Origin of the sequence: Parabacteroides hominis (assembly GCF_014287585.1) — a bacterium.
In the GTDB taxonomy this organism is placed as follows: domain Bacteria; phylum Bacteroidota; class Bacteroidia; order Bacteroidales; family Tannerellaceae; genus Parabacteroides; species Parabacteroides hominis.
In genome coordinates this window covers 22264-35536 of the sequence record NZ_JACOOJ010000010.1, presented here as the reverse complement: position 1 = coordinate 35536, position 13273 = coordinate 22264, and the positions used below count along the sequence as shown (strand labels likewise).

11 protein-coding genes and 1 pseudogene are annotated in these 13273 nt (G+C 37.0%); 1 reads left to right on the top strand and 11 read right to left on the bottom strand.

The window, feature by feature from the left end; genetic code table 11:
- Window positions 1-28: 28 nt before the first annotated feature.
- The 9 genes and pseudogenes from H8S65_RS07860 to H8S65_RS07820 all read right to left on the bottom strand — a co-directional run bounded on the left by H8S65_RS07860 (window position 29) and on the right by H8S65_RS07820 (window position 11790).
- Window positions 29-961 carry an FkbM family methyltransferase gene (locus H8S65_RS07860; protein ID WP_186929440.1) on the bottom strand — a complete coding sequence of 311 codons (933 nt, stop codon included), beginning with the start codon at window positions 959-961 and terminating at the stop codon, window positions 29-31.
- A 4-nt stretch (window positions 962-965) separates the two neighbouring features.
- On the bottom strand, window positions 966-2075 hold the full coding sequence (locus H8S65_RS07855; protein WP_186929509.1) for a DegT/DnrJ/EryC1/StrS family aminotransferase: 1110 nt from the start codon (window positions 2073-2075) through the stop codon (window positions 966-968).
- A complete protein-coding gene (locus H8S65_RS07850; RefSeq protein WP_186929439.1) occupies window positions 2069-3040 on the bottom strand; it encodes a glycosyltransferase family 10 domain-containing protein in 972 nt (323 codons plus the stop codon). The genes H8S65_RS07855 and H8S65_RS07850 overlap by 7 nt, the downstream gene beginning before the upstream one ends.
- Window positions 3041-3322: 282 nt before the next feature.
- A complete protein-coding gene (locus H8S65_RS07845; protein WP_186929438.1) occupies window positions 3323-4216 on the bottom strand; it encodes an FkbM family methyltransferase in 894 nt (297 codons plus the stop codon).
- A 289-nt stretch (window positions 4217-4505) separates the two neighbouring features.
- Entirely contained in the window at window positions 4506-5951 is a 1446-nt protein-coding gene (locus tag H8S65_RS07840) for a lipopolysaccharide biosynthesis protein (RefSeq protein WP_186929437.1), read from the bottom strand.
- The gene (locus tag H8S65_RS07835; protein ID WP_186929436.1) at window positions 5941-7830 is read right to left on the bottom strand and encodes a hypothetical protein; all 1890 of its coding nucleotides are present in this window, start codon (window positions 7828-7830) and stop codon (window positions 5941-5943) included. The genes H8S65_RS07840 and H8S65_RS07835 overlap by 11 nt, the downstream gene beginning before the upstream one ends.
- Window positions 7831-7903: 73 nt before the next feature.
- Window positions 7904-8835, bottom strand: a pseudogene (locus tag H8S65_RS07830) (glycosyltransferase family 2 protein).
- Window positions 8836-8926: 91 nt separating this feature from the next.
- On the bottom strand, window positions 8927-10459 hold the full coding sequence (locus tag H8S65_RS07825) for a DUF8451 domain-containing protein (RefSeq protein WP_186929435.1): 1533 nt from the start codon (window positions 10457-10459) through the stop codon (window positions 8927-8929).
- 17 nt (window positions 10460-10476) lie between these two features.
- Window positions 10477-11790 carry a UDP-glucose dehydrogenase family protein gene (locus H8S65_RS07820; protein WP_186929434.1) on the bottom strand — a complete coding sequence of 438 codons (1314 nt, stop codon included), beginning with the start codon at window positions 11788-11790 and terminating at the stop codon, window positions 10477-10479.
- Between the two features lie 430 nt (window positions 11791-12220).
- Between H8S65_RS07820 and H8S65_RS07815 the strand changes: the two genes are divergently transcribed.
- Window positions 12221-12403, top strand: a complete 183-nt coding sequence (locus H8S65_RS07815; RefSeq protein ID WP_186929433.1) for a hypothetical protein — start codon at window positions 12221-12223, stop codon at window positions 12401-12403.
- Between the two features lie 150 nt (window positions 12404-12553).
- Here the strand turns inward: H8S65_RS07815 and H8S65_RS07810 are convergent, their stop codons facing one another.
- Together H8S65_RS07810 and H8S65_RS07805 are read right to left on the bottom strand one after the other, a co-directional pair.
- A complete protein-coding gene (locus H8S65_RS07810) occupies window positions 12554-12919 on the bottom strand; it encodes a helix-turn-helix domain-containing protein (protein WP_186929432.1) in 366 nt (121 codons plus the stop codon).
- A 10-nt stretch (window positions 12920-12929) separates the two neighbouring features.
- Window positions 12930-13223: a type II toxin-antitoxin system HigB family toxin gene (locus H8S65_RS07805; RefSeq protein WP_186929431.1), complete on the bottom strand. Its 294-nt coding sequence runs from the start codon at window positions 13221-13223 to the stop codon at window positions 12930-12932.
- Between the last annotated feature and the right edge of the window lie 50 nt (window positions 13224-13273).

The window sequence follows — 13273 nt, the reverse complement described above, 5'->3', positions numbered from 1 at the left end:
TTTTTCGATTTATTATATTACTCAAATTTCAATCAATAACTGAAGCGAACAATTTATGTCGCATTTGGACGATTGTATAATTAGGGTTAGCGTCCTTTATTATTTGACTTAGGACTTCCGGATCATCCGGTAGATGATATGTACAAACAGCAAGCTTAGGAGCTAAATTCCTTAATGTATTTACAGCACCTTTCAACATTTCTCGTTCTGCCCCTTCTATATCCGCTTTAATAAAATCCAATTTTGCTATGCTATTTTCCTGCACGAAAGAATCAATTGTCTTAACACATATTGTTTCTGACCGGTCAGAAACAACTCTTTTAAAAGAGTTGCCCAATCCACCTGGTTCTACAGAAATAGACATTTGTTCATTTTTTTCACCTAAAGCATAAGGAACAGGCACTATATTAGTATTCAATTTAGCCGTTTCCTTTAAAATATCCAACATATCACAACAAGGTTCAAATGCGTATATCTTTGAAGCATTCTTTCGCGAACAATAAGCACTAAAATCGCCTCCCCATGCTCCAACATCAAAAACAACATCCCCTTCATTGATTCTTACATCAAATGCTCCATCCACATAACCATAGCAACCTTCTACCAAACAAGCATCCAGCTTTTTCATCAAATGAGAATCATATCTGTCATTATAGTAAACATAAGGTACTAATACATCATCAAAACAGTAACGTAAAATACTAACTAAATTTTGATCATACGATACATCAGGAAAAAAAATACCTTTAAAATCAAAATATCTACCTTTTAGCAACCATTTATTTTGAAATCTCTGATTCAATATTTTCGAATAATCTCTAACTTTATAAGTAATACCTATTTTGCTTAATGCTGAAGCCAAGATATACTCTAAACAATAGTAGATAGGCCACCCACAACATTTCCATCTAATATAAGAATTAGACAGCAACAATTCAATATCTTTAAATATATTCCCCATAATTTCACTTTAATATACTAATTAAAACTCTTTCTATATCTGTTTCACCCAAATCATGGTGTATAGGTAGGCAAATCACCTCATCAGCCATTTTATGTGCAATAAGCAAATTCTCTTCTCGAGAAGACTCCAAGCCTTTGTATGTTGAAAATGTACTAATCAATGGATAAAAATATCGTCTACCATATACTCCTACAGATTTCATTTTCTCATATAAAGCATTTCTACTCATTCCATATTCACGTTCAGAAACGAAAATCGGAAAATATGAATAATTATGTTTCACTCCAGAACTATCATCCAAATAACGTATTCCACGAACATCTTTCAATGCTTCCCGATAACGTATAGCGACTTGATGACGCTTCTCTATAGCCTCATCCACATATTTCAAACTCAACAACCCATACGCAGAACGAAGTTCATCCATCTTACCATTAATGCCGGGGGCAACAACCGTTGTTTCATTGGCAAAGCCAAAGTTCTTAATGTAGTCAATACGTTGCTTTGTTTGTGCATCATGGCAAACCAAAGCACCACCTTCTATTGTGTTATAAACTTTAGTCGCATGAAAACTCAATGTAGCCATATCTCCGGCATTAATAATAGAGACACCATCTTTTTCTACACCAAAGGCATGAGCCGCATCATAAATTACCTTTAGCCCATAGGTATCTGCAATTTCTTGAATACGTTTTGTATCACAAGGCCGTCCATAAACATGAACAGGCATAATAGCAGTAGTCTTAGGAGTTATGGCAGCTTCTATTTTCTCTGGATCCATATTGCCTGTTAATGGGTCGACATCCACAAATACCGGCTTAATGCCATTCCACCAAAGGGCATGCGTTGTCGCGACAAAACTATATGGAGTTGTTATCACTTCTCCTGTAATACGCATTGCCTGTAAAGCACATATCAATGGCAAAGTCCCATTTGTAAACAGGCTGATATAAGGAACTTTCAAATACTCACAAAGAGCTTTTTCGAGTTCTTGATGGTAATACCCATTATTGGTAAGCCACTTACGCTTCCAAATATCTTCCAAGCAAGGAGTAAACTCTTCCAACGGAGGAAGAAGAGGAGATGTTACTGTTATTACTTTATTCATAATCGTATTCTTTTTATCCGATCAAGTAGACCATATCCTTTTTCTATTAAAAATGTTGTAGCCCAAGGTGTAGTTCGACTTAATTCCTTACGATAACGACGTGCAAATCCATAATCAACAAGACGAATAGCGTCACTTTTTTCTTGATCAAAAATATTTTCAAAGAAATCCCTTAATTTTCTATCATACACAGTCTTAATATTCTCATAAGCAAACCATTTTTGTCGCAATTTAGAGATGTAGAGAGAATCATCTTTATCCAATTGTATAATATAGTCTATAGAACTTTGAATAGATTCAAAGTTTCGAATATGTATGCACGAATGCATATTAAAATCTTTATCCACATAAGGATCTCCATAGTATATCGGCATAGAATTCACAATCATTGGTTCTATTATCTTTTCAGTAGTATATCCTGGAACCACAGAATTTTCTATTGCAATAGTAAACTTATAATCTTTTATAAAGCCTAATTTATCAGGAACTCTATAGCCTATATTATTCAAAAAAGCACCACCTGAATCAACTCTCTTATATTTAGAAATTCCCTTATAGAATTTTTCTCTAATAGGATCAGCCCATCCAGAATTAGAATAAACAAAATTACAAAATTTTCTTTTACACAATTCTTTATCTATATTTTTATCCTCCATATTGTTCAATTGATCCCAAGAATAAATTAACCATAATGGAAATCTCAAATATCGATCTCCCAACGAAAGATAATAAAAGCCTATACCATAATCGTATATATTAAAATCCGGAATTAAATTTTCTGCTGTATAATATATTTTTATGCAATTTGAATATTTCCAATGTTTATAACCAAAACTTGAACAGAACAAATAATCAGGTTCATCACTTATAATCAGATGATAATATTTAGACAAATATTTATACATGAAAAAATCTTTATAATCAAAGCTCGGCCAAAAATCCACAAAACCAATTTTAATCGTTCTCATGTCCATTTCTTTATCTTTCTACAAAATCTTTCAAATGAATATCTATATTTCAATTTTACTTTTATATCCAGTAAGTTAATCTCTTTCTAATTAAACAAAGCTACTGTAAACCTATTTTCCTGAATCGTTGAAGCTATAAGCATCAAACAATTTCACAGTCGGAAGCATCCAAAGCATGTGCTAAAACAAGTCCGAACAGAGCATTCAGTACTTGTTGTACCTCATTGCTCATCCCTCCTCAAAAAAGTTCTTTCGTTTTTTCTTTCAAAGTCTGCTCTGCCATCAACTTTTAAACTTTATCACCCCCGGACGCATCTCCCAACACATGTATAAATAACCCGTTTGAATAATTGTTTGCAGACCATACTCATGTAATAGATTTTCAATTACTTCTGGATCATCAGGTAAATGATAGATACAAACAGAACCGCTAACAGGCTTACCATGACTCAAAATATGGGCAGCACCTTTCAAAGCTTTTCTTTCATATCCCTCTATGTCCATTTTCAAAAATAAATTATCGATCGATTTTCTTTCACCTTGAAAGAATGTATCCAACGTTATATTATTATCATCATCCACATCACTTACATATTTGCGGACAATCGTTATTTTATTCCTCCAAGGAGCAAACGTTGCTTCCAATGCCTCAATCCAAGCCTCTTCGCATTCAAAAAGATAAGCATGATTAACATATTCAATGGCATCAAGAGTGAAAATAGCTTCTGCTGCACCTATATCTAACAAAGTTTTACCTTTTAATTCATCATAAAAATCAACATATCGGTGTGCAGAGCGTTTATCTTGCTCAATCATAAGTCCTCGATAGCCAGATTCGACAGAAGCCACCATATCTCGTTTAAAATACAACTTCTTTCCATTATGAACTACATAAGGCAAGTTACTCGCATGATCTACGTTTACCTCATAATGTTGCAGATCGTACTCTTTCTTCCATATATATGGATATGGGGAATTGCCGGCAATTCCCCAAGCTTTATAAGCTTGTTCTCTCTCATTTTTAGGAGAGACGATTGCATAAAACAATTTACACCAATACCATCTCATTGTTCCTTCAAAATTACGAATAAGTATCAATAAACGATCTAAAAAGGTATTATAAATAATCTTTCGTATTTTCCCTGGAACTATTTTCCTATACAATTTTGCTAACATCAATTTACCACTTATACGTTTTTATTCTTTCATTTTGTTTTTAACAGCCAACCTCAGCCCGTTTTTCACATTAAGTAAAGAAATCACCGAATCTTTCCCCTCCAACTGTTCACGGGCAGCTTCGACTACTTTTCCGCCTTGTTGGGCAGTTTGTGTATGCTCTTCATATTGTGGTAAACTTCACGCCTTCCTGTAATCCATAGCACTTACATACTCTACAAAAAAATTAACAAGTACAGGTTGTAGATAATAATAAGTTATGTAATAAACATCATATTGTTTTATCATATCAATATTTTAATTTATTTTTAATCAATAATATAGATTCTCTTATAATCTTAGCTCCTAATAAATAAACCAGACAGAGATAAATAAACACAGACAAAAAAACTTTCACACATAACAGCCAATAAATATTTGAGATTCCTAATGAGAGAAAATACACAAAAGAAAAAGATATTAATGTTACAAACAAATATGAACCAATATCCTGAATTACCATTTCAACTTTTAAACCGATATCCTTATGTACATAAAAATGCCAAAAGAATAACGAAATCAGGAATGCTAAAACATAAACCCCTACCATAACTAATATGCCCCAATGAAAAGCTATTACTACGGACAGCAACTGCAATACACCTTGAAATATATTCCCTTTTAAATAAATATCAGAATGACCATGTACAATTAATACTTGGGTATAAAGTATTTGCAAAAATAAAAAGCTTCCCCAAACGCATAATATCTGTAATATCACCACTGATGGTAACCATTTTTCGCCAAGAGTAATACAAATAAATTCTTTTGCGACAAAAGCAAGTCCAAACATTACAGGGATAGAAACAAATGCTCCAAACCGACTCATCTTTCTGAAAACATTCAACTCACGCTGCCTATTTCCTTGCGCTTCGACAAAAACAGGTTGAGTAACAGAACTAAACATACCCCAGATGGACTGGCTTCCCATCACAGCCCATTTTTGCCCTTGCGTAAAATAACCTACCTGAGTTGCATTAAAAAAGCGTCCTAATAATACCGAGAATATATTATTATTTATTTGCTGAAATATATTTGTGAAAAACATTTTGACACTAAAAGAAAACATCTCCTTCAGTGGGACAAAGTTTATATTAAAAGAAGGTTTCCAAGGAGCAACCCAAAAACGAAGTAAAGCACCACTACAAATAAAAATAACATTCTGCCAAGCCAACGCCCAATAGGCATATCCCTTTATAGCAAGTGTTATGCCTACTATTCCAGATAATAACATGGATGTGATATCTATTTGTGCCTGCTGCTTTACCATGAGTTTTTTAAATAGGACCGTATATGAAACAGCAGCACATCCGTTTACAAAAAAACTCACAAACATAACTCTTGATAAAATTGTCAATTCAGGACAATCATAAAACATAGCAATCAAGGGAGCTACAAAATAAAGAACAACATAGCAACTCAAGCCTACAAAAAAAGTAAACCAGAATACCGCATTATAATCCTTATGAGTAGCATCAATCTTATTGGTTAATGCAACGGTAAATCCACTATTTATTATAGTTCCCGCAACTCCAGAAAAAATCGCCAACATACCAATTAAGCCATAATCTTCAACACTTAAAGTTCGAGCTAAATAAATGCCAAATAGAGCACTGAGCACTTGTTGGACACCATTACTTATCCCTCCCCAAAAAAGACCTTTAGCTGTTTTTTGCTTTAATGTTTCACCTTCCACCTAAAGATTTCACTTTATAAAAACATTCACCACTTTTTTCATCACTCGCCAATAATGTTAAATGGGAAAGAAACCATTTCGAAGGATTTGCCCCCTTATATATACGGACATATTCTATCCCCGAATCTTTGATGAAATTAATTCTAATTTCATCATCTGACATGTCAGATGATTGGAACTTTGATTTTGCATAATAATCACGGAATGGTGTCTTGTCCCAATCAGAGCGGACATCCCAACTTCCTTTATTAATAGCATAATGCCATACTCCATTCAAATATGTATCTAAAAAATCAGGACAGGCGACTGCATCAACCACTCCGCAAACCATATTATCCGCTTGTTGTAATTCTCCAATATATCCCCCTATCTTATATTCTTCTTGCATCGGTAATGCATTCAACACTTCTGTTATATAAGTAGAACGAGCAGAATTATTCACTGGATATGGTTTTGAATAAACAAAAATTCCTAATCCTACATTCAAGAAAAGAAAACAGAAAACAAAAAAATAATGTAACTTTGAAAAAGCCATTGAAGAAATCACATATAAGAAAAATGTCGTATACAAAGCAAAAAGAAAGTAAGGAATAGAGCCGGAAGTAAACTGGGAAGCATCATAATTATAGCCTCTCAAAAAAATACTAAATGTTTCAGTAGATAGAAATAAAAAGAAAATACTCCAACTTAACTTACTAAAAATCTGCTTTAATCTATTTCTATCGATTAGCCATAAGACCAAAAGACAATGCAGATAGGCTAAAAAATAGATCACAGGTTGTGTAATATATAAGCGTAACAATCCTACATGGAAAGGCTCTCCTCCCATATGGTCACCTTGGGATGTCGCAATATACAAAGTAAATAATAAAGAAAAAATGCCATAAGGCAAACATAGATTCCAATCAATCCGCTTTTCACGTATAATCTTGAAAAGCAACAATAATCCTAATGTTCCTAACACTGCTACAGCAGGAACTAACGTTAATATCGGTATTGCCAAAAGCACATAGTAAGCTTCACCTTTCCTATTATAGAAATATAACACAAAACAGAATAAAATAGCTAATATAGAAGGCATAGCACGAGGCTGCCCCAACAAGTAAGTACCTTGCACAGTCAATCGAGGATGAATTTTCGACAAAATAGGTATTAAATCCATCATTAAAATACATCCGACAATACATAACATTCCAAACCAACTCAATTTCTTATTCCGTTCCCACACTGCAACAAAACATAAAGACATCAATGTTACACAAATTACAGGAGTAGTTACCATGTGACAAACTCCTGCGACCAGTCCTAATGGTTTATACGTCATAGCTGTTGTCCACATTTCAAAATAATGATATGGCATAGGGGCTATTTCTTTAAAGAAATTATATCCCAAAAAACGATTCTCAAAACCTAAATTCAAAAATTGTGTCAACTTAATATTATAACAAAAATCACCATATAACTCCTGAAACATTCCAGTTTCCCAATCCATGATTTTATCTACTTGAAACAGAAACAAAGCGAAAGCAATTATACAAGTAAATAAAATATATTTCCACCATTCCGAACGATGAGGACTAATCTTCGTCACAGATGTTTCTTCTTTAAAACCCCTCTTTCTAAAAATCAAATATAATCCAAACAAAACAAGGAATAAGACATTAACAGTCTTCCCATGTGTCATCACAATTGAATAACCGGTCACCAATATCGCCCACCCTAAGAGAATGTTACACAATATAGAATATGCAGAAATAGATTCCTTTACTTTAAAAGTGAGGCTTCTAATAATTCTCCCCACACAATAAGTTGCTAACAAATACAATAAAGCCACTCCATAATAAGGGAATAAAGTATAAAATGTTACGGGAATATTCATTTTAATATCTATTAATTGACAGACAAAACAAATACAAATTTAGATATGTAAAGATTAAATATTTTCATCACTATCAACTCAAAAATTCTTTAATATTATACCTCGGTCTCTCTTTCACCTCTAAATAAATCTTACCAATATATTCTCCCACTATACCAATCGCTATCAAGACTAAACTTCCTAAAAACCAAACTGAAAGCATTAAGGAAGCCCATCCAGCAACAGTTTTGTCACATATTAGAGCATGCAATGTATAGCAAACTGCAATCAGACTACAGAATAAGAATAAAAAGCCCAATGAAGCAATCAACCTTAATGGACGTACAGAAAAAGAAGTTATCCCGTCTACTGCAAAATTAAACATCTTACTTAACGGATACTTCGATTCTCCTGCAAAACGTTCCTGCTGGCGATAATAAACAGACGTAGTATCATAACCAATTAACGGAACAATACCGCGAAGGAATAAATTTCGTTCTTTATAATTACTTAGCTGCAATACAGCCCGGCGACTCATTAATCTATAATCAGCATGGTTATAAATTGTTTTTACACCCAACCAAGACATTAACTTATAAAAAGCAAGGGCAGTATTTTTTTTAAGAAACTATCAGTCTTTCGATCGTTACGAACGCCATAAACAATATCAAAACCTTCATGATAGCGATCCACCATTTCTTCTATAACTGAAACTTCATCTTGCAAATCTGCATCTATGGACACTACCATATCTGCACGATCTTTTACCTCCATTAATCCGGCCATCAGAGCATTTTGATGACCGACATTACCAGCCAGATTTAAACCCTTCACAAAACTATTTGATAAATGATGTTCTTTAATAATTTGCCATGTTTTATCTCGGCTTCCATCATTTACAAACAAAAGGGAACTGTCTTTTGAAATCTTTCCTTTTACAATTAGCGATTCCAGAACCTGTCCTAAACGAACAATTGTTTCCGGCAACACAGCTTCCTCATTATAACAAGGAACTACTATAGACAATCTATCATTTAAAACCTATTCCATTAAAGATTTATCTTCCTACTGATAGTTTGTGGCAGTAATAAACCACACGATTATTGTAACTGAGTTATTACTTTTTTACCACCCAACGCCCCGTCCGCCTATTTCCTCCGATGCGTTCAATATAACCTTTCTCGCGTAGTTTACGTAAGTATTCTTTGACTGTATCGAGCCCCATTTCCAAACGTTCAGCCATTTGAGTGCGGGACAAAGTGGCTTCGGCTGACAAGAGAGCCAAGAATCGTTCTTCCAGTTCCGTCAAAACACTCTCAACCGGGGGGGTGACTGGGGGGGTGACCGGGGGGGTGACTGGGGGGGTGACTGGGGGGGTAGCCTCCAAGATGTTCACTCCTTCTCTACCTGCATTATCTCCATTCCATAAAACAACATCCAACCGCATCCGATCGGGGGAAAAAGATTCTCGCAAAACAGGAACTTCCAATCCCATTTGCTCCCAGACATAACGCAAGTTTTGCAAACCACTGCCAATACGTTCACCCACATTTACCAAAACAAACATCTTGAAAATACTTGCATTACGAGGATCACTGATACCGCCTTCAAGAGCTTCGTCCATCGTGATACGCAAAACTCCCGGATTGGAAATGGTCAGCCGGTCTTTATATTTTTCGATGACAACACCCCGCCTACCATGATAATCAGCATGGATCAACGCATTTGCCAAGGCTTCGCGCACAGCACCGTGAGCTGGCGTATCATCAATCCTGTCTAACCCATTACGCAATTGAAAGGGAACTTTCAAACCGGATGTCAGACGATCGATAATCCTGAAATAAAAATCAAAAAGGTTACCTGACCAATCTCCGGAAGCAGAAAAGACACGGTCCGTATAGCGGTTCCCGTCTTCGATCTCCCGATAGTCCAGGAAATAATTCGGATATTCGTTGGTGATCAACATTTCCGTTCCAAACATCAGAATACCGGCCAAAGTCGGATGAACCTCAGGAGCGTCACTACTACGTTTGAGTGCACCGACTTTCAATAAAAACTCGACATCATCCAAAGTATTCCAAATATGATCGGGCTTCAGATTACGGAAACGCATCCTGAAACGATAAATCGTATCTTTATCCAGTTCCTGCCAATCGACATTTTCTACTATTGTGCTATCTAAAGTAATATCCGCCTGGTCGCGAAGCATCGCCTTCACCTCTTCACGCGGGCAATGATAATCGCCATCGGCATTCCTCCGGTATGTACCGGCAAACAGGTTGTCATTAATAAAAACAGGTTTATAATGACGGTCTGCACGAGGCACTTCAATAACTACAACTTCTTTATCTTCAATGGAAAGGGCATAAACCTGACGATTAAAAAGCAGGTTGTCGCTCACTTTCTGTTTATTATTAATCTGGTTCCAGAAAGATTGGATAATCTTGCCACTCTCTTCAACGCCGGAAACATAAAGCTCTTTCGTTTTCTTATCTTCCGATACGCCAAGCAGAATGACCCCTCCATTCGTATTACAAAAAGCGGAATAACTTTCCCATACGGATGCAGGAACCTCTGTTTCGGCTCTCTTCGCTTCCAGCCGAAAACTTTCTCCCTGACGAATCAGTTGTAAGATATCATCTGAACTCACGGCCTGTTTATTCTGATCTATCTTCCTACACAATGATAAACAAACCCATTCTCCTCCAACTCCTTCACATCGTAGATGTTACGGCCATCCAATATCAACGGCGTAGCCATCAGCTTTTTGACAGCAGACCAGGAGGGCATGCGAAATTCTTTCCATTCCGTGACAAGCAGGAGGGCGTCGGCATCCACTACCGCATCATAGATATCTTTGGCATAATGGACGGTATTTCCTAAACGGCGGCGGGTTTCTTCCATCGAGACAGGGTCGTAGACATACACTTCGCAACCGGAAGCCAATAATTTATCTATCAGAACCAGAGAAGGGGCTTCGCGCATATCGTCCGTTTCCGGCTTGAAGGCCAGGCCCCACATAGCAATACGTTTGCCTTTCAGATCACCCTTGAAATAATCGTCCAGCTTGCGGAACAAGATGGATTTCTGCTCTTCGTTGACCTCTTCGACAGCTTCTAAGATACGCATGCGGTAGCCGTTAGATCTGGCTGTTTTGATCAACGCTTTTATATCTTTTGGGAAACAGGAACCTCCATAACCGATACCGGCATACAGGAAACGGTTGCCGATGCGGCCATCCGAACCGATCCCTTTACGCACCATATTCACATCGGCTCCGACGATCTCGCACAGGTTTGCAACATCGTTCATAAAGCTGATACGGGTAGCTAACATGGCATTGGCTGCATATTTCGTCATCTCGGCGGATGGGACATCCATGAAAATTACACGGAAATTATTTAATAGGAACGGACGGTACAAACGGGTCATCAGCTCTTTTGCACGCTCGGATTCGACACCTACGACCACACGGTCCGGACTCATAAAATCCTTGATGGCCGCACCTTCCTTCAGGAATTCGGGGTTCGAAGCGACATCGAACTCGATCGACAAGTTCCGTTTATCCAATTCTTCCTGGATCGCCTCACGGATCTTACGGGCCGTACCTACCGGAACGGTGCTCTTCGTCACGACAAGGAGATGTTTGGTCATGTTGCGACCGACGGTACGGGCTACTTCGAGCACATACTTCAGGTCGGCACTGCCATCTTCGTCGGGAGGAGTACCTACGGCGCTGAAGAGGACTTCGACCTCGTTCAGGCATTCTCTCAAATCGGTTGTGAAATGGAGGCGACCGGCTTGCTGGTTACGGTGAACCATCTCTTCAAGGCCGGGTTCGTAGATAGGAATGATACCCTGTTTCAGGTTTGTGATCTTTTCGGCATTTACGTCAACGCAGAAAACTTCGGTTCCCATTTCTGCAAAACAAGTACCGGTGACAAGTCCCACATAACCTGTCCCGACTATAGCTATCTTCATGATTTTATAATCAAATAAATGTTATATATCAGTGCCGCCAAACAGGGTTTCGGGCACACAAAGGTTCGTCACTCCCACACAGGGAATCACGAAAACGCCACAAAGATAAGAAATTGGAATCATTACACACATTAAAATTGAGATATTTGTACAAACCTTAATGTTCTAAGGATAATCCGTGACTCAAATCAGTACACAACTGTCAAATATCAAATTAATCTACTGGATGGTTTCAAAAAGGTTTGGAAGAGAACAAATATTACAATAACCCCCATTTTAGACAATTTCTATTTCAGACAAAATCCCGGTTCAATCAAGTCCGTCATTTTGATTCTCCAATCCACTATAAACTGACAATAAAAAAACGAGACAGGCAGAAAATAGAAAATTGAGGTTTCTTTGTTACAAAAAGACATAAAAAACAGGCATTTTGGAAAGCCTCAACTCCCGGAGAATCGCCTATAGCAAAGGAAAGACGGTGGCGAACCCGAATATCGCAAAACTAATCCGGGGCTTTGCCGGCATGAAGACGGTCTTCATTGCCCCGACGACCGTCTTCGTTGCCATGACGACCGTCTTCATGGTGGATACCCTCGGCACCTCACGGCAATGACGACCGCGTTCATGGCAAAAAACTGCGCACCTCATGGCTGAACGGCCGTTTTCAATGCTAAAAAGTCGGATTTTACCGTTATTTATAAAAGATATGTTTAATCGCAAAGGAAACTTAATTACACAATAAGGGGGAGGGTAGAAACCCGAATTACACACCTAATACAATATTAGCATCAATATTCAATTTTCGACTCATTTCTCTGGCAACCTTCAAGGTAGGCTCACATTTCCCTGAAACATAATCGCTAAGCCTGGATGGGCTAACACCAATCAAGGCAGACAATGCTTTTTGTGTCAGTCCCATTTCATACATACGCAGTTTTAATACATCAACCAACGTTGGTTCTCCTATCGCAAAATGCTCATCCGAATAATCAGCTACAAGGTTAGACAAAAGCTCCAACTCTATACTATTCGGATCATCGAGCGGAGTGTTGTCATCTACCAATGGAAGAAGTTCCTCTACTCTTTTTATTGCCCATTCATATTGAACTTTATTCTCTATCTTCGTCATAAATTTCATTTTAAACTTTTGAACAATCTATTTTATCATATTCTTTATGAGTTCCAATAAAACGTATATACACAAACTTAATAGTGAATTTTATAACAACAACTAAACGATAGTTGTTACCTCTGATATTAAATACATAATGCTGATTGCCTACGCTATCCACACTATTGAATGCTCTCTTTACATCAGTAAAACATGTCCAGTCACTTTTTTTGACTATAGCAACCCATTCTTGTAAAGCGCCCCTTGAATCAGGATGCTTTTCTGAATATTCTTTTAGTGCCTGTTCTGTAAATATTCTCATTACCTACTCGTTTCTCGCTTACAAAGATAAAAACGTAATTCTGTTTTTCA

Coding starts and splice junctions, on each gene's coding strand:
- H8S65_RS07860 (WP_186929440.1), bottom strand. CDS start 961: ATGGGGAATATATTTAAAGATATTGAATTGTTGCTGTCTAATTCTTAT.
- H8S65_RS07850 (WP_186929439.1), bottom strand. CDS start 3,040: ATGAGAACGATTAAAATTGGTTTTGTGGATTTTTGGCCGAGCTTTGAT.
- H8S65_RS07845 (WP_186929438.1), bottom strand. CDS start 4,216: ATGTTAGCAAAATTGTATAGGAAAATAGTTCCAGGGAAAATACGAAAG.
- H8S65_RS07835 (WP_186929436.1), bottom strand. CDS start 7,830: ATGAATATTCCCGTAACATTTTATACTTTATTCCCTTATTATGGAGTG.
- H8S65_RS07820 (WP_186929434.1), bottom strand. CDS start 11,790: ATGAAGATAGCTATAGTCGGGACAGGTTATGTGGGACTTGTCACCGGT.
- H8S65_RS07810 (WP_186929432.1), bottom strand. CDS start 12,919: ATGACGAAGATAGAGAATAAAGTTCAATATGAATGGGCAATAAAAAGA.
- H8S65_RS07805 (WP_186929431.1), bottom strand. CDS start 13,223: ATGAGAATATTTACAGAACAGGCACTAAAAGAATATTCAGAAAAGCAT.